Origin of the sequence: Nocardia alni (genome assembly GCF_019038435.1) — a bacterium.
Classification (GTDB): Bacteria; Actinomycetota; Actinomycetes; order Mycobacteriales; family Mycobacteriaceae; genus Nocardia; species Nocardia alni.
Genome location: NZ_JAGPOX010000070.1, coordinates 1 through 23,208, shown reverse-complemented (window position 1 = coordinate 23,208; position 23,208 = coordinate 1). Strand labels below are relative to the sequence as shown.

The 23,208-nt window shown below is 69.4% G+C and carries 3 protein-coding genes; all 3 read right to left on the bottom strand.

All coding sequences use genetic code 11. The features are described from left to right. Window positions 1-83: 83 nt before the first annotated feature. The 3 genes from JZ791_RS24705 to JZ791_RS24695 are packed head-to-tail and all read right to left on the bottom strand — an operon-like array spanning window position 84 to window position 23,061. Window positions 84-428 carry a WXG100 family type VII secretion target gene (locus JZ791_RS24705; protein ID WP_216897599.1) on the bottom strand — a complete coding sequence of 115 codons (345 nt, stop codon included), beginning with the start codon at window positions 426-428 and terminating at the stop codon, window positions 84-86. After that, window positions 425-1,315, bottom strand: coding sequence for a hypothetical protein (locus JZ791_RS24700; RefSeq protein ID WP_216897598.1), 891 nt, complete (start codon window positions 1,313-1,315; stop codon window positions 425-427). Before JZ791_RS24700 ends, JZ791_RS24705 begins: the two co-directional genes overlap by 4 nt. Beyond that, the gene (locus JZ791_RS24695) at window positions 1,312-23,061 is read right to left on the bottom strand and encodes an IQM protein middle domain-containing protein (RefSeq protein WP_216897597.1); all 21,750 of its coding nucleotides are present in this window, start codon (window positions 23,059-23,061) and stop codon (window positions 1,312-1,314) included. Before JZ791_RS24695 ends, JZ791_RS24700 begins: the two co-directional genes overlap by 4 nt. Window positions 23,062-23,208 lie beyond the last annotated feature (147 nt).

The following is a 23,208-nucleotide window of genomic DNA, read 5'->3' as shown; positions in this document are numbered from 1 at the left end:
TTGCCGCCGCGTACACCGCAGTCGAAGGTTACCGGCGTCGCGCCCCGGCGACGACCGCAGGGAGGTGGTGGATTCGGCGTGGCCTAGCTGCCCGAACCGCTGCCGGAACCGCCTCCGCTGCCGGACATGTCGGCCTCGTTCTTCTCGAAGGTGCTGACCGTGTCCTTCAGATTGGAGGCGTTCTGCTGGAAGACGCCGACGAGCGAGGCGAGGCTGGCGATGGTGTTGTTGGCGTTGGCGATATAGCCCTTGTCGCCGTCGGCGAACGTCTTGCCGGATTTGTCATCGCCCCACGGCTGGCCCTCGCTGGCGGTGGTGGTCTTCAGGGTGTTCAGGATGTGCTGGGTGGTGTCGGCGATGGCGTCGAATTGGTTTGCGGCGTTGGTCAGTCCGCTCGGGTTGACGCTGACCGGCTCGTTGCTGCTCATTGCGCTGCTCCTGCTGTCGAACTACTGGATATCGTGCGGAGGTCGGCGAGGCTGCCCGCCTGCTGTTCGGCGTCATCGGGTGCGATGACCCCCGAGAGGTGATCGGCCGCGAACGTGCGCATGTGACTCAGGGCCGTGATGGAGGGTTGTCCGGCGACGTACGCGTCGCTGAACCGCAACTGCCACAGTCCGGCCGCGATCTCCCCGGTGCGCCCGGCCCGCGCGTGCGGCAGATATCCGGCCGCATCACCCGTCACGGCGGCCCAGACATAGCCGACCACAGCCGAATCCACACGGACGGGCAGATATCGGATCGGTGCGTCGGTGGCGGTGGCATAGGCCGGCAGCGGGGAACTCACGAGCGGGCCCCAGCCGTCCGCCCGATCGACCGGCGTCCCGTCGGGATACGTGCCGTCCTGGATCAGCGGTCCCTCGCCGAGCGGCGGGCCGTCCGGATTCAGCCGTCCCCAGAGCTCGTCCAGGCTCGGCGAGTCGACGGGACGGCTACCGGCCGGGATACCGCCCGCTGTCTCATCCTCGGGCGCCCCGATCCATTGTTCGAGGGCCGCGGCTGGTGCGAGCCCCGCCCGGGACGCCTCGGTAAGCCTTGCCTCCCAGGCGATCAGGCAGTCGAGATCGTCACCGGCCACCACGAGCCGACGTTCGAAGCCCGCGGCGTAGTTGCCGGTGGCCGAGGCCCACAGGTAGCCGATCAGCTCACCGCGCCGGTGCACGGGAAGGTAGGTCAGCGCCTGCCGCGTCCAGCGGCTGTAGTTCGCGGCGGTGGTATCCATGATGCTCAGCTCCGTGGGGGTCCCATCGATGGTACCGGCAGGCGCCGAGCCGGGCAGGACGACCAACGGGTGGACAACCGGCGGTACGCTCACGCCCAGGCACTGTCTTTCCAGGTGATCATCGTGCCGCCCGGAAGGACGATATGGATTGTCGCGTCGCCGATCTCGTCCGCGATCCGCTCGACCACGACCCGGGCGCGGTCCGCGGTGACTGCCTGGTCACTCACGTGGATGACCACCGCGTCGATCCGTGCGGACTCGGCTCGCCGGACCGCACGGGCGATGTCTTCGCCGAAGGCGCGGGCCGATGCGGTATCGGCGGTCCGGAACACCGCGGCGAAGCCCGGAGCGTCGGCATCGGTGCGTACCAGCCCGATTCCGTACTCGTCGTCGCCACCCGGTGCGGCGATCACCGCGAGACCGTGCTCGGTGAGCGCCTGCGCGGCGTGCCGCGGACCGGACCCCAGCCGTGCGCCCGGATCGTGCACCGCCGGTTCGAAGCTGTCCAGGGGCAGATTCGAGTCGTAGATTCGGGTCGCGTGGTTGCGGATCGCGGCCTGGATGCCGCGGGAGTCGGACGGCTGCCTGCCGGACTGGTCGGCGATCACCGCGCCGACCGTTCCGCTCGGGTCCGCCGTGCGGATCAGGTTCGGGTCGGTACTCGAGCTGCCGAGCACACGCAGCTCGCCAGAGGAGTCCCGCAGCCCGTCGATCGCTCCGGCGGTGCCGTACAGCGGTTGCAGCGTGGTGGAGTTCAGCAGAGCGGCGACGCCTCCCTCGTAGGTGCTCTCCTGACCGATCGCCATGACGACGCGGTGGTACAGCTTGGCGGAGCCGTCGTCGAATCTCGCCTGGAAGCGGCCGTCGGTGGTGCGCAGGATCGATATCGGATTGGCCAGGTAGTGGTTGGTGCGGTCCCACACCTTGTCGGAGTAGGCGCCGAATTCCGGCTCGGTGTTGCGGCGGTTGTGGCCGGGGGATCCGCGGAACTCCTGGGAGATCTCGGCTTCGTCGGTGGAGTGCAGGCGCGCGGGGTTCATGGGGCGCGCGTACCAGTCGACCCGGGCGCCTGGCACCTGCGCGCCCTGTTCGATATCCCATGCGGCCGAAGGCCCGCCGCCGTACACCAGGATCTCGTCGTCCGGCTGATAGTCGTCCGCGATGTTCTGCCCGGCGTAATCGATCCGGAGATCGCGCGGAGCGACGAATCTTTCACCGGGGAGGTGGCCGAGCCGCTGGGCTACGTCGGGTGGCAGGTCGGCGGGGTGCACGGGCTGTCCCGTGGGGTCGGACACCTCGCCTGTTCTGCTGTCGACCAGATATCCGCTGTCGGGGTCGACGGTTCGTGGGTCGGTGAGCCTGCCTTGGAGGTCGGCGAGCAGGGGGCCGCGGGCGTTTCCGCTGCGGTCGATACCGAATCGGGTCAGCGTGGTCCGCGGAACGTCCGAGGTGGCTATCTCGGCGCCCGAGGGATCCTGGAATGTGGGATGTGCGGTGCCGAGACCGTGCGCGCTGTATCCCGTGTCGGGATCGACGAGGCGCGGCGGGTAGTGCTCGGGCGCCGCGGAGGGGACGCGGGACGGGCCCGGTCCGCCTGTGAGGTCCAGCTTTTCGGTGTAGAGGTCGCGCCCGTCGACGGTGACTCGGAAGTTGGCGCCGTCCGGCCAGCCGGTCGCGTCCTGGGGCCGGTGTGCGAGGGCGGTGACCCCGCCGCGGAAGGTCGGCATGTTGTGCAGGGCGCGGGCACTGCCCACCGCGAGCCCGAAGTGCTCCGAAAGCAGGTAATCCACATCGGGATCGGCGAATTGACTGGGTTGCACGGGCAATCCCGGCAGGTCCAGCTCGGAGGGAACCTGCCCCATTTTCAGGTGACGGCGACGCAGCCATGGTTCGCCGTCCTGCCCGATGGCCATGACCCGGGGGAGTTGGCCCTCGGGGTTGTCCGGGTCCAGCCCGGCGTAGTCCGATACCGCCGCCCAGCCGTCGCCGACGATCAGGCGCTCGAAAACCGGTGCGGTGCCGTCCTCGACAGCCGCGCGCACCACCTGTGTCAGGGATTCGTCGGCGGCATCGCGCTCCTTGATGAGCTCGTGCGCCCCGGTACGCAAGGCCCGGCGATCCTTGTCGCGAATGCCGAGGATGCGATCCCCGTGCTCGCGCGTGGCGCCGGTGCCCGCGATGTTCGTCACGGCGCGCACCTTCTCGAAGTGCGCCCCGAGCGCGCCCGACAGTGCCCGCAGACGGGCGTTGGTGGCCCCCCAGCCCGCTATCGGCAGGCGGCCGCCGGGCCGGTATCCGGAATTCATCGACCTGGGTGGCCGATGATCGGCCAGGCCGTAGCGGATCATCATGCCGACGGCATCGCTGTGCAGTTGTGCGGATCGCTCCGTATCGCCCTGCCGGTCGGCCTCGGCGATGTCGTGCGCCAGCACCCGCATCGCCGCTATGCGTCCCAGGTCGCTGACCCCGAGTTCGTAGCCGGCCGCGTCGTTCGTCCGCGACTGCTCGGTCAACGCGGAGGTCAGGTTGCCGCGCCCGGCGCGATTGCGCACACCTTCGAGTTCGGCCAGCATCGCTGCCACTCCCTGACGGATGTGATCCGGTGTGGCGTTCTGTGAGACCCGCAGTCGTATCTCGTGCGGTCCCTCCACTCGTCCGGTGACCGCCGGGGCGTAGGCGCGCTCGTCGAAACCGATCACATCGGTCGTACCGATGGGCGCCGTGTCGATACGCACTCGGACCGGCTGCTCGTCCCCGCCGTCGTACCACATCGCGCCCGTGTCGTCCGTACGGATCGGGTGCGGCGACAGGTGCTTCTCGCGCAGCAGTCCGGCGATGGCGGCCGCGGTGCGCTCGGGGTCGGCGTCGCGCAGATAGGTGCCGCCCAGCTCGTGGCCCACCGCGGCGTGGTTCAGATCGGGGGCGCTCCCGGTCTCCGTCTCGGCGTCCGGTGGCGGCGTTGCGGTGCGCGAGGATGCTCGGCTCAGATACTCGCTCATCGAGTTGGGCCGCGAAGCTTCAGCGGCCGCACGGTCTGTCGGTCTCGGCTGCTGACGCGTCCCGCGAGTCTGTTGATTCTGTACGGGCTGATTCAGCGACGATCGCCGCCGTATGTTGCGCACGGGCAATCTGGCGGCACCGGCGGCGCCGGCGCCGGTGCGTGTGGCGAACGTCCGCATGCCGATGCGGGTGGCGGGCAGGGGCCGCTGGTCGGGGCCGGCGACGATGTGCGGATCCCCGGAGGGGGTGAATACGGCGGCGTGGACGGTATCCACGTGCTCCGGTGTATGCGCGCCCAGGGGTTGGTCGATCCCCGCGCCCGGATCCCTGACCGTGATGACGCCGCGATCGTTGGTCAGCACGTAGGCATGCGCTCCGACGCCGTGATCGGTGGCCGGACCCCGATAGGCGTCCACGATCAGCGCGGTGGCGCCCGGCCCCAGCTCGCGCAGCTCCTCGGCCACGGCCTGGTGATCGACGAAGTTTCGTAGCGGAGCGCCGGCGGCGTCCTGGAAGTCCGTCGTAGCGAGGCCGTCCGGGCCGATGGGGTGCTCGGGGATTCGCGCGGTGGTGCTGCCGGTCAACTCGATCAGCTCGCGCAGGGCCAGCGGTCCGCAATCGCCGAGCAGCATGGCAACCGGAATCTCGGGATCCGTGTGCGCCGGTGAGGGCGGCGTACCGGATGCCCTCGGGACGACGCCGGGCGTCGCGTGGATGCCGCCCGGTGTGGTCGAGGTGGGGAAGTCGGCTCCGTACAGCCCGTACGCGCCGGCGCCGCTCACTGCGAGGGTGCTGAACTTCGGCAGGTGCTGGAGATCGACCGCGACGATCCCGCCCCGCAGGGGGATGGTCACATCGGGTGGGTCGGTGCGGAAGGGGTCAGGGAAGGACATGGTGCTGTTGGCGGGCCGGGTCGTCTTGTTGCCGAACTTGTCCGTGAAACGGATGTTGCCGCTGGGCGATTGCCAGTACCGGCTGCCGTCGGGGAACGTGTGGTGTTGCGCGCCGTCGGGATCCTTGCGATACCGGGCCCCGGCCGGGTTGATGCCGTACCGGACGCCATCGGGATTCACCCGGTACCGGGTGCCGTTCGCCTCGATGCCGTACTCGGTATAGGTGCCGTCGTCGTTGGCTTCCCGCCGGTACCGTCCGCCGTCCGGGTGCGGCACATAGTCGCCTTCCCGGGAGTCGAGGCGGTAGTGGATGCCGCGGGCGGGGACGGGATAGGTGCCGTTCCCGTCGTGCGGATTGTCCAGGATGAGCCGCTGCGGCGTGCCCTTCGCGTCGCGTTCGACGCCGAGGACGGCGTAGTAGTGGTTGCCGATCAGGCCGGGCACCGCGGTGCGGTTCGCGAAGACAGATCCGAACATCTGCGTTCCGATGACCAGGGTGGTGCCGCGGTCGAGTGCGTAGCCGATGCGGTTGCCGACCGCCTGTGCGGCGACCTCGGAACCGGAGGTCAGCGTGAGGTCCTCGGGCCGCAGGCCGCGTATCGCGCCGTACGAATCGTTGAAATACTCTGTCAGAGCCTGCTTTTCGGTTTTCCACCGGTCCGGGAAGTTGTCGTCCAGGTAGGCGCGGAAGCCGGTCGGCGAGTAGAGGTCCTCGGAGTGCAGGAACAGGTTCCACGCGGCGGCGAATGCGGGAGCGTCGGTGTGGGCGGCCCGGAGCTCCGCGTTGCGCCGGGTGCGCAGGCCTTCGGCCGTGACATGCCATTCTCGCAGGGTGTCGGCGACCGCGCGGGCGAACTCGGGGTCGATCACCGGTGGACGGCTGTTCGCCGGAGCCGCGCGCACCGCGTAGTCGCGCACCAGCTCGTGCACCGTGTCCATGTCGAATCCGAGCGGGTTCAGGAAGTTCCAGTCGTCGACATGATGGACGGGCTGCTGAATGCCGGTTGTTCCGGCTCGATGGAATCCCTTGCCCAGGTGTGCCGCCGCCGCGCCGGCCCGGACTCCGACGATACCGAGATAGCCGTCGTCGCGGCCGATCCGATGCGCGAAGGCCTTCTCGATGATGCTGGGCCACAACGGTTCTCCGGGGCTGTGGCCGATGAAGGAGGTGGACTTCGTGTCCTGGTCGACGTTGACCGTCATCAGGTGGCGATCCCACACCGGCGCGCCGTCGACCATGAGGCGGACGCTGACGGTTCCGTCGCCGTGATCGTGCAGCATGTCGAGGATCGCCTGCGGATCGCGTTCGGCCAGCCACTTGAAGGGTGCGACCAGGCCGCAGTCGCCGAGGCCGGCCTGGCGTGCGTCCTGCGACTTCGGCAACCCACTCGGGCCGAACAGCGGGGAGTCGCGGCGGTCGACGAGGTCCGGCAGCCTCGGCACGATGCGGTGGCTCGCCTTGATCTCGGTCCACCCCGCGACCCCGGGGTATTTCACCCATCGCCGCGAGCCACGCCCGGGCTTCGCCGCGAGGGTCGTACCGTAGGGCATCTGCAGCGAAACCCATCGGCGCTGCTCGTCGCGGCCGAGAATTCGGACCCGGCTGTCCGGCCGTATGCTCCAGCGCAGATCACCGGTGTCGCCGCCGGGGGTATCGGGCTGGAACCTGAAGTCCTTCGCCAGTTCGAGGGGAATGCGATAGGTCGGACCGTATGTTCGCACGGTCTCGTAGTAGGCGGGTCCGTTCTGCGGCTGCCGCAGTATCGCGCGCTCCCTGCCGGAGGGCTGCAGGTAGAAGCTGCCGCCGTTGTGGTCGGCGAACGTCACCATGTCGGAGTGGCGGGTGGTGACGGTGATCGGCACGGCGACCACCGGGAGCTTGGCCGCCACCTGTTCGGCGGTCAGGTTTTCCAGGCGCTCGGCGTCGGGCAGCGGACCGGGGCGTTGGAGTCCGGGATGCGCGAGGTTCGGTCGCCGGTGGGCGGGTGTCGGGGCGATGTGGTCGAGGATCGGTGTGTCGAGCATCCGGTGGAGGGCGTCGCCGAAATCGGTGTCGCCATCCTCCGGCTCGAACGGCTGCGCCGGTGCGTGCGTCTCGCCGGTGACCGCGACGGCGCCGCTGGACGAGCCGATGAGCGGTTCTCCGCGCGCCGGGTCGACGGCGGGCGGTGGCAGGACTTCCGCGTGCAGAACGGTGATGTCGCCGTCCCTGCTGATCCGGGAGATCCGGTACCGCGTATCGCGGGCCAGCAGCAGTTCCCGCTGTTCCGGGTTGGTCGCGTCGCTGCCGATCAGCACGCCGCGCGCACCGGGAGGAACGAGAAGTTCCATGCGGTAGGAGGAACCACCCGCCAGGCGGGGCACGGTGACGCCGAGCGAGGTGGACATGTAGCCGCGGTCCTGCTGCACGACGTTGAGCAGAAGTTCCGGATCACGGTCGCCCAGCGGGGCGCCGTGCTCGTCCGTCGCCATGTAGTCGATGTCTTTGAGAGCGCGCACGATTCGAATCGGCTCGGTCAGGCGCAGCCGCCGGTCGGTGGCCTGGTCGAGCAGCGCGATCTCGTGCCGGACGGCGTCGCGATCGAAATCCCGGTCGTAGTGCAGGTCGAAGTGCACGCCCAGGACCCGATCGAGCCGGGCGGCGGCGGCCATCCGGTCCCACCGGGCCGCCGGGCGCGGGTCGGCCAGGATGTCCTCCAGCAGGCGCAGCTGCTCGTCGTCGTCCCCGGTACGATTGTTCTTGGCGGACAGCACTTCCCGGCGATCGTGCAGTGCGGCGAATCGCGGCACGACGCCGCGTGGCCGGCCCGCGAGACGCACCATGTCGGCGGTGCGGTGCAGCTCGTCGATCCAGTCGTCCAGTTCGGCGTCCGTGGAGGTCCTGCGCAACGCGAAGTTGACGACCTGCGTCTCCTCGTAGGCGTGCAGCGCGTCGCGCACCTCGTGCGGTAGTTCGTGCCAGACGCTCAGCCGGTGGAAGCCGAAACTGCTACCGGCGTCGTCGGACTCGAACCGGCGCACTCCGTCGTCGCCGATGTGGCCCTGGTCCGCCGGATCGTGGGCGAGGCCGTATGCCTGTTGCACGCGGTTGTGCGGAATACCTTGTGCCGTATACAGAATCGCTTCGGTACCGGACATCTCCCGCAGTGGCGCCGGCGGGAAGTCGTGCTCCACACCGGATCCGCGGTCGACCACGGTGATGGCGCCGTTCTCGTTGACCAGCAGGTAGGTGTGCGCGCCGATGCCCTGTGCGTCGGTGGTGGTGTAGGAGTCGACGACCAGCGCCACCGCGCCGTCGCCGAGGTTGCGCAGTTCGTCGGCGATCGCGGCGTGGTCGGCGAAGGGCTGCGTGCTTGCGCCGGCGTGCGTTTCGAGCCGGTCGCGGGTGATGCCGGTGGGGCCGACCGGTGCGTCGATGGTGACGACGACGGGGCTGCCGGTGCGGCGCTTCAGTTCGGCGAGTGTTTTCGGGGCGCAGTCGTTGTGCTGCTCGGCGCCAGTGGTGGTGTGCGGGGTGGTGCCGGTGCGAGGGTGCGAGGTGCTGCCGTCGGAGGTGACTCCGACGGCGCCGTCCGGGCGGCTGCGGTCGGGAGTTGTTGTGCTGTTCGGAAGTTGGATATCCGCCGGTGCGAAGTCCGTGTGGTTCGGCGCTCGTTCACCCGTGGCGGCCGAAGTGTCGTGTGTGCCGCTCGTGCCGTCGTAGGCGGCGGGCAGCACTCGCCGGTGCGGCTGTGTACCGGGGGAGTCCTGCGGCACAGTGGTTCCGGGCTTGGCACCGGATTTGTCGATGACCATCGGGTCGCTGTGGGCGGCCGGGCCGCGGGGAGCGTCGGCGGGCCCGTACAGGCCGTGGGCGCCCGCACCGCTCATCCCGACGCCCATGAACTTCGGCAGGTGGTCGAGGCCGACCGCGAGAATGCCGCCGCGACGTGGAATGGTCATATCGGGTGGATCGACGCGGCCCGGATCGGGTTCCCAGGTGCCACTCGCCGCTCGCTTGGACAGCTGTGTCCCGTCCGCCTTCGTCCAGAACTCGTCCCCGCCGGGTTCTTGCCAGTATCGGCTGCCGTCCGGGCCGACGAAGTGCCGCAGGCCATTCGGGCCCCGGTAGATCCGGGCGCCGTCGCCGGCCATGCTGTAGGTCGATCCGTCGGCATCCCGGCGGAACTGGCTGCCGTCGGGATGGATGCTGTACGTGGTGCCATCGGTGTCCCGGAGGTACCGCACGCCGTTTCCGTCGGTGGTGTACCCGTCCCCGCCGAGGGCGAGACGGTATTCGATTCCGTCCACGGGCTTGGGATAGGCGGGCCGAGACCCGTTGTAGTCGTGCGGATTCTCCAGGATGAGCCCGACGGGTTTGCCGGTCGGATCGCGTTCGATTCCCAGCACCGCGTAGGCGTGATTGCCCACCAACCCTGGTACCGCGGAATTTTCGCGATCCTCCCCGAACGAATGTGTGGCGGTGATGACCGTGGTGCCGCGTCGCAGGGCGTAGTCGAAGCGGTTGGCCACGGCCTCGGCGACGGATCGGTGAAGTGCGGGCATCGACCGCTTATCGGTCTCGCCGCCGTACACGGCATCGTAGAAGTTCGCCAGAGCGTTCTTCTCGGTACTCCACTGCCCCGGGAACCGTTCGTTGAGATATTCGCGGAAGCCAGGGGGTGAGGTGAGGGCCTCGGTGCGCAGATAGCCGTCCCAGGCAGCCTGTTTCGCGGAACTGTCGTGTCCGTGGACGAGCTCGAGAAAGCTCCACCTGCCACGCTTGCGCGTGTTCGACTCCTGCTCGAAATGGTCGTAGCTGCCCGCGAACCGGCGCAGGAATTCCGGATCCGCGTGGTCGCCCAGCAACTCGTTCAGGGAGTCGTAGTCCAGCTGCAGCGGATTCAGCATCCAGCGATCATCGATATCGCGGATCGGTTGGGGCAGTACGCCTTCGTCGGGATGGTAGAAGCCCGTGCCGAGATATCCCGCGGCGGCGAGCGTGGCGTCCTGTCCGATCCCGTAGAAGCCGTCGCCCCTGCCGAGCCGGTGCGCGAAGGCTTTCTCGATCATGGCGGGCCACAACGGTTCTCCGGGGTTGTGGCCGGCGAAGTATCCGCTCTGGGTGCCGGGGTATACGTAGATGCTCTTCTCGACACGGACCCATTCGAGCGCGCGATCGACGCGCAGGCGCACGCTGACGGTGCCGTCGCCGTGGTCGCGCAGCATGTCGCGGATCGCCTGCGGATCGCGTTGGGCGATCGCCTTCAGCGGTGCGATCAGGGTGCAGTCTCGGGCGGCCCCTTGGCGTGCGTCCCGTGCCTGCGGTCCGTGCGGGCCGAACAGGTCCGCGTCGTGGCGCTGGACCAGATCCGGCGGCGCCGCCAGGAGCTTGTCCGAAACGGTGACCGCGTGCCACGCCGCTGTCCCGGGCAATTTGATATACCGCGTCGGCCCGTATCCGGGCACGGCGACGACATCGGCTCCGTAAGGCATTCGCACCACGGACTGCCGCCCGTCGGCGATGCGGCCCAGGACGCGGATCTCGGGCGAGACCTTCCAGGTCAGCGTGCCGTGTGCGTTCCCCGTGCCGGGCTGGAACCGGAAGTCCGGCACCAGGTCCGTGGGCACCCACCGGTGCTGTCCGTTCAGGTCGATCATGTCGTAGAAGGCTTGTCCGGATGCCGCGACGGTGTAGTCCGCCTGCGTGTGGCCGGTTCCCGGCAGTTGCAGGACCCCGCCCTTGGTGTCCACGAGGGTGAGCGCGGCGTTGCCGTTCGCAAGTCTCGGGCCCGCGGCTTTGACCGAGACCGGGACGGCGGGCAGGAGAGTCGCGACCTGGACCGGGGTGAGGTTCTCGAAGCGCTCGTGGTCGGCCAGGGTGGGCGGTTCGAGTCCGGTGCGGTCGTACCGGGTTCGTTCGGGGTTGGTGGTGTCGCCGGACTCGGATCCCAGGATGTCGCCCAGCGCACCGAGATAGGTGTCACCGTCCTTGGGCTCGAAGGTTCCGGTTTCCTCGTCCAGCGTGCCGGGCAGGTCGTCGCCGACGTGGCTTTCCTGCTCTTCGGGCTGCTGCGCCCGAGTGAGACCGATGTTCGGTTCGTCCTGCAGCGCGGCGGCCGGGGTGTCGGCGGGCGAATCCGGCTGAGCGGGTCCGTGGAGACCATGTGCGCCGGGGCCGCTCATCCCGACCGACTCGAATTTCGGCAGGTGTGCCAGATCCACCGCGACCAGGCCGCCGCGACGCGGGACGGTCGGATCCTCCCAGTCGATGTGGTTCGCCAGGGGCGACCACGTGCCGTCCGGTAGCTTCTCGAACGATTCGTCCTCGCCGGTCCCCTGTGCGGTCCCGTCGGGTAGCACGCGCGTCTTGTAGCCGCCGGGGAACGTCCGGTACAGCGTGCCGTCGGGGCTGCGGAAGGAGCGCACTGCGCGGGGCGTGACGCCGTACACGGGACGATCGGGGGCGTCGGGGCCGGGGATCGGATCGTGCCGGTACTGGGCGCCGTCGGGCGTCTGGAAGTACTCGGTTCCGTCCGCGGCCAGAATGTACCGGCCGCCCTCGTCGTCGGTGCGATCGATGACGAACTCGCCCCGAGCGGGGATCAGCCGGAATTCGATGCCGTCCGGCGGCTCCGCCGGATCATCGTGCTGGTCCCACGGGTTCTCCAGCAGCAGCCGCGCGGGTCTGCCTGTCGCACTGTCGTATTCGACCCCGAGCACGGCGTACGCATGACCGCCGGGCAGGCCCGGCACGCTCTCGCGATCGTCGGAGAACGAATCGGTCGCGATCGTGACCGTGTCGCCGCGTTCGAGGGCGTAGTCGATCTGTGTGGCGAACTGCTCGCCCGCGACCCGGTACCGGTCGGGCAACGCTCGATCCTCGGCCGAGGCGAGATACACCTCGCTGTAATAGCCTGCGAGCGCGTCCTTTTCGGCTTGCCACTGTCTCGGGTACCGGTCGTTCAGGTACTTGCGGAAGCCGGGGACCGAGCCGAGGTCCTCGGCGGCCAGGAACTCGTCCCACGCGGCTTGCCTGGTGAGCGGGTCGTCCGCGTGGTCGATGCCGATACGGTCGAATGTCGCGTCCCGCAGCGCATCACGCTCGCGGGACCACTCCTCGATGGTTCCCGCGAACCGATGCGCGAACGCGCTGTCGGGCCGGTGTCCCTCCGGCAGCGCGGCGGCGACCAGGGCGTGCACCGTATCGGGATCGAACCGCAGCGGGTTGAGCGGTTGCGCGATGTCGACACTGCGGACGGGTTGCTGTATCGATCGCTCGCCGGTCTGATGGAACCCCTTGCCGAGGAGTCCGGCCACCTCGCCGCCGCGGCCGCCGTAGGAGTAGACGTGGTAGCCGTTTTCCCGGCCGAAGCGGGCCGTGTAGGCCTTGTCGATCACCGCCGCCCAGAGCGGTTCGCCGGGCTCGTGATCGAGGAAATAGCCGCGGTCGGTGCCGGGCTCGACGTAGATGCTCTTCTCGACGAGGACCCATTCCGGGACGCCGTCGACCATGAAGCGGACGCTGGCGGTGCCGTCGCCGTGATCGCGCATCGCCTCGGCGATCGAGGCCGGGTTGTTGTCCGCCAGATGCTTCATCGGGGCGACCAGGAAGCAGAGTCCGGGCTCGCGCTGCCGCGCCTCGTGCGGTTTGGGTAATCCATCGGGTCCGAACAGCGGAGTGTCGTGCCGCGCGGCGAGGACGGGCAGCTCCGGCAGGACGCTGTGCGGAGCGTCGACCGAAACCCACCAGGAGTCGTCGGGGTCCTTGATCCAGGTCCGCGACGAGTCACCGGCACGCGCTACCAGCGTGGTCTCGGGCGGTACGCGGGTCACGCTGGGCTGGCCCGAGGGTTCGCGACCGAGGAAGCGGACCTGGCCGCCGGGCACGTTCCAGCGCAGCGCGCCGAATCCGCCCGCGGGGTCGGCGCGGTACAGGAAGCCGTCCGTCAGGGACGCGGGGATATCCTCGGTCCTGCCGTCCGCGTGCCGCAGCGTGTAGTACGGCGGACCGTTCGGCGGGTTGGTGCGTTTCGCCGCAATGCTGCCCGAGGCGGGCAGGCTGTGGGCCCGGCCCGAGTCGTCGACCAGGACCAGGGCGTCCCGGCCGCCGGGCAGCGTGAGACGGGGCATGGTGACCGGGACGCCGGGCGCCGCGAAAAGCCGCTGCCGGTCCTCGGGCGTGAGGTTGTCCAGGCGCTCGTGCTCGGCCAGGGGCGGGGGCTCGAGCGCGGGGTGGTCGAAGCGAGTTCGTTCGGGGGCCTGGTCGTCGCCGAACGGGGTGTCGAGTTTGTTCAGGAGGTCGGCGCCGAAGTAGGTGTCGTCGGCCGTGATCTCGGCCGGTCGCGCGGATGCGTCGGCGAACGGGCGGTCCCGCCCGATGCCCGGCTCATCGTCGGTGACGTGTGCGGCGTGGTCCGCCGAGATACGCGCGGGCCCGGCCGGGAGCCCGTCCGGCCCGTAGAGGATCGCCCGGGTGCGTGACAGTTCCCGTTGCGGACGTGGCGGGAAGTTGTGTCGCACACCGAGTCCCGGGTCGTCCACGGTGACGATGCCGTCGTTCACCAGCAGGTACGCGTGGGCGCCGATGCCGTTCTCGTCGGTGGCGGTGTAGTTGTCCACGATCAGGGCGGTGGCGCCGGGGCCGAGGCGTTCGAGTTCGTGCGCGATGGCGGTGTGGTTGTTGAAAGAGCGCAGCTGTGCACCGGCGTGGGTTTCCAGTTGGGTGCGGGTGACGCCGTTGGGCCCGACGGGCATGTCGATCAAGGTGACGACGGGGCTGTTGGTACGGCGCTTCAGCGCGGCGATGGCCTTCGGCGCGCAGTCGTTGCGCGATGCGATCGGTTCGGTCGCGGGGTGGCCGGCGGTCCGAATGCCGGCTTCGATCCGGGACTTAGATCCGTCGCCGGTGGTCCGGGTGTCGTGGCGGGCGGGTACCCCACCCTCGACCGTGATCACGGGCGAATCAACGTGCGGCATCGAGGATTTCGCCGCGAACAGGTGAATCCGCAACGGTGTCGCGGCATTCGGCCCGGCCCGGTGCGCGTCGGCGAATGCGGAGACCGCCGCGCCGAGCCGGTCGGGGGCGCGATCACGCGTGCCGCTGAACGCGCGGAACAATCGCGGCATCAGCCGTCGCGCTCTGCTCGGCTCCCTGGCGGGGGCGATCCACACCACGGTCGCGTGATTAGGTTGCCGGCGAGCCATTGTCGCGTGTACGCCCACCGCTTCGGTGATCGCGGGGGTCATCGCGCCGATCGATGCGCTCGCGGGGGCGTGCCAGTGCACCGTGGCCGCGGTGTCCACGTCGCCGAACGCGATCGTCGCGGCGCCCTGCCGTCCCGCGGACTCCTGCTCGAAGGACAGCAGGTATATCGGCGACACCGGAGTGCCGGACCGCCTGGCGGCGAGGAGGGCGTCGAGATCCGCGATGTACAGGTCGGCCAGTGTGGACTTCAGGTTCCGCAGCCGGCGCCGGTCGCCCGAGGACAGGGCGCCCTCGGCGACCGCGCCGAGCCGGGCGATCTCGAGCTGGATGTACTTGCGGTTCAGGGCATCTCGTACCGGCGCGGGGATGCCCTCGCCGTTGCGCAGCCCGGGATGGCCGGTGAGCAGCCCGGACTGGTACGCGGGCGCGAGATCCTCGAAATGCAGGTTGTCCCACCAGGTCCGGCCCTGGTCCTGCCACCACGCGGCGCGATCTCGCGCCGAGAACCCGGCCTCGTCGAATCCGTGCGGTCGTTGCGGCGGGGTCAGGCGGTCGGTCGGCCCGGCCGGCGCGGGATGGGCGAACAGCTGGTCCCGCAGTGTCTTCTGGACCCGGCCCGCGGCCAGTTCGTTTCGCCAGTAGTTCAGTTCGACTCGCCGCCGGTCGAGATCCCAGCGTGCGATCGAGAGAAGCTTCTCCGCCGCGATGTCCCGAGGATCGGCGAGCGACTCCCGGCGGGACAGCGCTTGGTCCGCGCTCTCCAGCAGGATCTGCCGCCGTGCGACCTCGCCGCGCTGGCGATCCAGCTCGCCGGACCGCTCGCGCGGCGTGTCCGCGAAGTCCTGCCGGGTGAACTGCTCGTCGAGCACGAGCCCCTGGCGCCGCAGCCAATCCAGGGCGAAGTCGTTGATCTCGGGGCGCGGCAGATAGTGTCCGCTGCGGTCGCTCATGACGGTGAGGCGGCCGTCGCGCACCTCGATCTCGCCGGCGCCGGTGACGGTCCGCCCGCCGAGGAACGAGGAGTGGTGCCGCTCGCCGAACACCTGGTCACCGGCGTACAGGTTGCCGAACTCGTCCATCACGAACATCGCCCGGCCCGATCCGCTGACGTACGCGGAACGCGCGTCCCCGGTGTCGAACGGCATGCCGTCGGAGGCTCGGTACAGTCTGCCGTCCGGGCCGACGAACAATCGGTGCGACTCGAGCTCCTCGGGGCTCATGCGCCCGACCGGCGTGTAATACGCGAGTGGCGGTGCGGCCTCGGACCGCCTCATCGCCGGGGTGCGCTCGATCGTGGACTTGACCGCGATCGGCCGGGACTCGTCGATGTACTTCCGGTCCATCGCCGCGCCGCCGAGCAAGGGGAACTGGGGCGAGGCCAGCACTCGATCCAGGGGCGGCGGGATCTGCTCCCTCGGTATCGCGACGCCGGTGGCGGTGGACAGGTCCCTCGCGCTGCGTCCGGGGCGCCTGGTGAACAGCGTGCCCTCGGGGGTCACGCCGATCTCGTATCGACCGTCCGGGGTGTGGCGCACGAATATCGCCGGCTTGCCCGCGGCCATGGTGATCTCGGAGGGTATGCCGGCCGGCGACACGCTGACCATGTTCATGCTGAGGCCACGGGCGGCGACTGCCAGCGCTTCCCCGGCCTCGGCGGGTGACCAGTTCAGGTGGGTGGCGGGGTCCGCCGCCATGAGGTCGCGGGCTTGCGCCATCCGGCGGTCGAAGTCGTAGCGCCGCCGCTGTTCCTGCTCCCACTGCGCATCGGTCGTCGAACCCTGCCGCCGCGCGTCGTCGTTCTCGCCGCGGTGATAGGCCTCGATGCGCACCAACGCGGACAGGTTCTCGTCGATGCGGTCGCGCACATCCGCGGTGCCGGGGTAGCTCAGGATCCGGGCCAGGGTGGCGAACAGCGGATCCTGCTCGTCGTGCACCGGTTCCCAGTGCTCCGGCATGGTCGCCGGTGCGGGAGACGACGTGAGGCCGATGCGCGGCTCGTCGGCGGCTGATAAGTCCTGCTGGGCTGGGAAGTCCGGTCGGGAGAATGCCGTTTCGCCGAACACATCCGGGCGGCTGATCGCGCGAGTCGGCTTGCCGCGTCGCGGATTCAGGCCAGGGGGACGCTGGTGCGACGGTTCATCGGCACGTGATCCGTCGCGGGCGGTCGTATCCCGCTCGCCGCTGGGGTCGTGCACCGTGACGATGGATGAATCCAGGTGCGGTACGGCATTTTTCGCAGCCGATTCCGGTGCGTGCAGCTCGAGCTGCCGCAGTGGGCCCGTGCGATGCGCCTCGACGAATGCGGAAACCGCCGTGGTGAGCCGGTCGGGGCGGGAGAACCAGCCCGGCAGCAGCCGCGCCGGTGTGAACGGCGCTGGAGCGGCGTCGTGGCCGGCCCAGACGATCGTCGCCGAAGGTTGCTGCGTGGCAAGGACTTTCGCGTGTCGACGTGCGGCATCGGTGATCTCGTGGTGCGTTGATCCGGCCGTGGCATGCGCCCGGACGTGCCAGTGCACGGTCGCCGCGGTGTCCACGGAGCCGAAGGCGATGGCCGCGCCGGTGCGCTGTCCCTGCTCGTCCTGGTCGAAGGACAGCAGGTGGACCACGGGTTCGTCGATGCCGGAATCCCGCGCGGTGAGCACGGCGTCCAGATCCGCGGCGTGCAGATCGGTCAGCATCGACCTGAGATTCCGCAACTGCCGCCGGGCGCCGGGCAGCAGCGTGTCGGGGTCGCCGAGCGCGGCCAGCCGCGCGATTTCCAGCTGAAGGTACTTGCGGTTCAAGGTATTTCGCACCGCGGCCGGGATGCCCTCGCCGTTGCGCAGCCATGGGTGGTCGGTGAGCAGTCCCAGCTGATAGGCCGGTGCGAGGTCCCGGAACTGCAGAGCGGCCCACCAATCGCTCCCGTGTTCCCGCCACCAGGTGGTCCGGTCCTGCACCGAGGATTTGAGGTCGAGGCCGCGGGGTGATTCCGGCGGAATGAGCCGGTCGAGCGGGTCCGAGGGTGCGGGATGCGCGAAAATCTCGCCCTGCAGCTCCTTGTCGATGATGTCGTCGGCGAGCCGGGCACGCCACTGGTCCAGCCGGGCCTGCCTCAGGGCGAGGTTGTCGCGCCTGGTGCGCACGGCCGGATCCGGCGTGCCGGATTCGTTGCGGGCCTGTTCCTTTCGGAGCAATGCCGCGTTCTCGGCGTCGAGCAGAATCTGGCGGTGCGTGATCTCGACGCGCTGGCGGTCGGATTCGCCGAACCGATCCCGAGGCCGGCCGTCGAACCCGCGGCGGACGAAACTGCCGGAGACCGTGAGCCCCAGTCGCCGTAGCCAATCCAGCGCGTAATCGTTGACCTCCGGGCGTGGCATGTAGTGTCCGCTGCGATCGGTCATGGTGACGAGCACGCCGTCACGGACCTCGATCTCGCCGGCCGCGGTGACGGTGCGCCCGCCGAGGAACGAGGTGTGATGCAGGCCGTCGCCTTCCTGGTCGGCGGCGTACATGTTGCCGAATTCGTCCATGACGAACATGGCCAGGCCGTCACCGTCCATCCGGCTGGACGTGACCTGTCTGGTGTCGAACAACCGCCCGTCGGCCGCCCGGTACAGTCTGCCGTCCGAGCCGATGAATACGCGGTGGCCCTCGAGCTCCTCGGCATCCATGTGCCGGACCGGGGTGGCGCCTGCCTGCCTGCCGGTCTTCCTGGCATTCGGGACAGAATCGGTGGAGGACCTGACCGCGATGGGTGCGTCGTCGCCGATGTACCTCTTGCGCATCGCCGCGCCGGCCAGGAGCGGAGTCTGCGGCGAGGCCAGCATGCGATCCCATGGCGGGGGGATCTCCTCCCGCGGCAGGCGGGCGAGTGCGGAGCTGAGGTAATCGGGCATCCGCCGGTTCCCTCTGGACGCCATGAACAGGCCACCCGTGGGGGTCAGGCCGACCTCGTATCGGCCATCGGATGCGCGGCGCACGAACACCAGGGGCTTGTCCGGGTTGCCGATGAATTCGGACCTGTGTCCGTTCGGAGAGATGTCGACCGCGTTCTGGCCCACCGCCTCAGCGGCCAGGCGCAGCAACAGGGCGTCGTCACCGGGCTTGCCGGTTCGGTCGGTGGCCGGATCCTGTGGCCGCAGCAACTGCCGGTATCGCGTCTGCAGATGGTCGAATTCGCGCTGCCGTCGCAGTTCCCGCTGCCATTGCGCGGCGTCGATTCTGTCCCGGCGGCCGTCGGCGATGGCGCGGCGCCGGTTTTCGTCCTTCTGTCGCCTGTCCAGGAATGCGACGCCGCGTGCGCGGATGTGTGCGGCATCGGGCCGATTCCATGCCTTGGCCAGGGCGGCCAGCAACGGGTCGCGAGGATCGTCCACCGGCTGCCAGTTCGTCGGCGTGCGCGGGTCCGGCTCGTCGAATAGGCCGTGCAGCACATCGTCTTCCGTGCCGTCGAGCAGCGAGACGGCCTGATCGACGTAGTCCGGCGAGTCGTCGGCGAGAGTCGAGTGCGCCGGAGTCGCGGCGAGATTGCCCTCGTTCTCCGGCTGGGGGTGGTCGGCGGAGTACAGGCCGTAGGCGCCGGGGCCGCTCATACCCAGCGCGCCGAACTTCGGCAGGTGGGCGAGGTCGACCGCGACGACGAGGCCCCGGGGCGGGATGGTCATGTCCCGCACGGGATCTCTGCGGTTCGGGTCGGGTTGCCAATCGCCGCCGGGCGCCCGTCGCCGCTTGGCGCCGTCCGGATCGGTCAGGTACTCGATCCCGTTGGCATCCCGGCGGTACCTGGTGTCGTCGGGGTCGACCCGATAGAGGGTGCCATCCCCTTCCTCGCGGTAGCGCTGTCCCGTGCCGGTGATGCGGTACTCGATCCCGTCCGCATACCGCAGGTACCGGGCGCCGGCAGAGTCGGTGCCGTATTCGATACTCCACGAGGTGTCGTTCGGTTCCCGCCGATAGGAGCCGCCGTCGTCTCGGGGGAAGTAGTCCGTCCCGCCCGGGTCGAGGCGGTAGGTGATGCCCGCGACCGGGGCGGGGTACTCGCCTGCCTCGTCGTGCGGATTCTCCAGCAGGATCCGGGCCGGATTGCCTGCGCCATCACGTTCGATTCCGAGAACCGTGTATGCGTGAGTGCCGACCAGCCCCGGAACGGCCGAGGAATCCTCCCTGGTCTTGCCCAGCATGCGGGTCCCGATCGTCACCTTGGTACCGCGTCGCAGCGCGTAGTCGATCTGGTAGCCGACCGCCCGCGCGGCCACCGTGGAACGGTCGGTCAGCAGCAGGTTTTCGGCTTTCCCGTCGTACACTTCGCGGAAATAGCGTGTCAGGGCGTCTTTCTCGGTCTCCCAGGCGCCGGGGAACTGCTTGTCCAGATAGTTCCGGAATCCCTGGGGGCTGAAATAGTCCGCATTCAGGTCCTGCGCTTCTCGATAAGCCTTGCGGTAGGTATCGGCGATCGCGCGCGCGAACTCCAGGCCGACCTCGTGGTTCCGGTCCTGCACATGATCGCGCAGCAGGTCGTGCAGTGTGTCGACGTCGAAACCGAGCGGGTTCAGGATGTCGAGGGCGGACAGGCTGCGGACGGGTTGTTGCGGTGCGTCCGGATCGGCCTGGTAGAAGCCCTTGTCGAAGAATTTCGCGACGTAGCCGAGGTGCGCTCCACCCACCAGGGCGGCGTACCCGTTGCCCTTGCCGAAACGCTTGACGAATGCCTTCTCGATCATGCTGGCCCACAAGGGATCACCGGGCCTGTGGGTGACGAAATGCCCGACCCCGGAACCCCGGGTAACGTAGATCTCCTTGGTGACGCGGACCCATTCGAAGCGGGCGGTCTGCTGCCCGGCGTCCTGGATGGCGAATCGCACCGAGACGGTCCCGTCGCGATTGTCCTGCATCATCTCGACGATCGAATCCGGATCACTGATCGCCCTGGCCTTGAGGTGGGCGAGCAGCGCGCAGTCACCGGCGGCGCCCTGGCGCGCGTCCTGCGATTTCGGCAGGCCATCCGGCCCGAACAGCGGGTCCTTGCGCCGGTCGACGAGTGTCGGCAGCTTCGGCAGGACAGTGGCCGGGATGTCGACCCGGAACCAGGTGTCCTGCCCGCGGAATTTCACGAACCGGCGCGGCCAGGGGCCCGCCTTCGCCGCGAGGGTTTCACCCAGCGCTGCGTGTGACGCCGTCATCGCCCCGGCGCTGTCGACACCGAGGAATCGCAGTCCGCCCTCCGGGAGATTCCAGCTCAGCTCGCCGGAATCACCACCGGGCGTGTCGGGCTTGAAAACGAAGCCGTCCGTCAATTCGGTTCGGACGAACCGCGAATACCCGTTCTGCATGAACTTGTAGCCCGCGGGCTGCCCCGGCGTCCCGGGGCGATACGTCGCGCGCACCGACGAGACCCCCGGCAGCGGTGTCACCTGACCGTTGTCGTCGACGAGGGTGAGCCGGTTGCTGCCGTCGGGAGCGGTGGCGCGGGGGACCTCGAGCGGTACGCCGAGAACGGGGAGCAGTTGCTCCCTCGTGGCCTCGGTGAGTGTGCCCAGGAGCTCGTCGGGGCGCAGTACCGGCGGTTCGAGTCCGGCAGGATCGACCCGCCAGCGCGGCACTTCGGTAACGCCGTCGGGGGCCTCGGATCGCTGTAGCAGGTCGAGCAGATTGTCACCGAAATAGGTGTCCTCGTCCCCGGGCTCGAACGCGGACGCGGCTTCGGGAGTTTCGGTGGTCGCGGGGGATTCGGCCGGGCGCAGACCGGTCGGGGTGCTGTTGCGCGTGCCGGGGCGCGGCACTCCCGGGAGCGTCCGCGCCTGTGCGGGGTCTTCCGGGCCGTACAGGCCGCGCGTGCCGGGGCCGCTCATCCCCAGGGTCTTGAATTTCGGCAGGTGGGCGAGGTCGACCGCGACCAGGCCGCCGCGGGGTGGAACGGGGGCCCACAGGTCGAGGGGGTCCGCGAGCGGGGACCACTCGGTGGCGCCGCGTCGCCTGCCGAACGAGTTGCCGTCGCTGGTCGTCTTGTACTCGGCGCCCTCGGGTGTGCTGAGGGTCGTCGTGCCGTCGGGGTAGGCCCGGTGCTCCGTGCCGTCCGGCGCCTGGTAGTACCGCTCACCCGTCGGCGTGACGCCGTACACGGCCCGGCGGCCCGGCGCGCCGCGGTACGGCTTCGGATCGCGGCGGTGCTGGCCGCCGTCGGGGTCGGTGAGGTATTCGGTGCCGTCCGCGGTCCGGACGAACCGGCCACGTTCGTCGGTCCGATCGATGACGAAGTCACCCCGGGCGGGCATCAGGCGGTATTCGATGCCGGGCCGCGGTACGGGATAGCCGTCGTGGTCGTCCCACGGGTTCTCCAGCAGCAGCCGCGCGGGCTTTCCCGTCGCACTGTCGTATTCGACCCCGAGGACGGCGTAGGTGTGGTTGTCGATGAGCCCCGCCACGCTCCGCACGTCCGAGAATCGATCGCTCGACAGCAGCACCGTGGTGTTGCGCCGCAGGGCGTAATCGATCTGTGTGGCGAGCAGTTCGGCCCCGGCCCGGTAGCGGTCGGGCAGCAGGCGATCCTGCGGCTGTCCGAGGTGCGCCTCGCGGTAATATTCTGCGAGAGCGTTCTTTTCGGCTTGCCACTGCCCCGGATGCCGGTCGTTCAGGTAGCTGTGGAAGCCCTGGGCCGAAACCAGATGTTCGGTCTCCAGGAATTCGTTCCACTTCGCATCCCTGGTGGCCGTGTCGTTCGGGTGTTCGGCGTTCAGACGCGTCCAGGTCGAGTGGTACAGCTGCTCGAGCCCGCGCTCCCAGTCGTCCATGGTCTCGGCGAATGCGTCCGAGAACGCGCGGTCGGCCGGGTGGCCGTCCGGCAGGGCGGCGCTGACAACGGCATGCAGTGTGTCGGCGTCGAACCGCAGGGGGTTCAGCAGATACGGGGTGTCGACGGTGCGGATCGGCTGCTGTATCGCTTGCGCGTCGGCCTGGACGAAACCCTTGCCGAGGAGTCCGGCCGTCTTGCCTGCGTGTTCCCCGCCGGTGCCGTGATAGCCGTTGCCCCCGCCGAACCGGACCGCGTAGGCCTTGTCGATCATGCTGGCCCACAACGGTTCTCCGGGACTGTGCCCGACGAACTGGCCCTGGTCGGTGCCGGGGGCGACGTAGATCGACTTCTCGACGCGGACCCATTCGGGAGTGTTGTCGATCATGAACCGGACGCTCACGGTGCCGTCGCCGTGATCGGCCATCGCCTCGGTGATCGAGGCCGGATCGTTCTCCGCCAGATGCTTCATCGCGGCTACCAGGGAGCAGCTGTCGGCCAAGCCCTGGCGTGCCTCCTGCGGTCTGGGCAGTCCACTCGGCCCGAACAACGGTGTGTCGTGCCGGGTGACGAGGGTGGGCAACTCCGGCAGGACGCTGTGTGGCGCCTCGACCGCACCCCATGTGGTGTTGCCGGGGAGCTTGATCCATCGCTTAGCGGACTCGCCGGGACGCGCGACGAGCGTGGCGCCGTGCGGTACGTCGATCGTGCCCGTCTGCCCGGCGTCGTCGCTGCCCAGGAATCGGATTCCGCCCTCGGGCATGTTCCAGCGCAGTGTCCCGGGCCTGCCGTCGGCGCCAGGGCGGAATCGGAAGCCGCGCGCGAGTTCGCGGTCGATGTCTTCGGTCGTCCCGTCCGGGTGACGGATGGTGAAGTACGGGCGGCCGTCCGGTGGGACGGTGCGGGTCGCCTCGAACGAGCCGGTGGTCGGCAGGCGGTGTACCTCTCCCTGGGCGCCGACCAGGATGAGTGCGTCGCTGCCGTCGGGCATCGTGATCCGCGGCAGGTCGACGGCGACGCCCGGGGCGGGCAGCAGCCTGTCCTTCTCCCCAGGGGACAGCCTGTCCAGTCGTTCACCGTCCGCCAGTGTGGGACGGGCGAGCCCGGGGTGGTCCAGGCGAGAGCGTGCGGGATGGGT

What these genes read in the sequence shown, in the direction of transcription:
- JZ791_RS24705 (WP_216897599.1), bottom strand. Translation starts at nt 428, where the DNA reads ATGAGCAGCAACGAGCCGGTCAGCGTCAACCCGAGCGGACTGACCAAC.
- JZ791_RS24695 (WP_216897597.1), bottom strand. Translation starts at nt 23,061, where the DNA reads ATGCCCGACGGCAGCGACGCACTCATCCTGGTCGGCGCCCAGGGAGAG.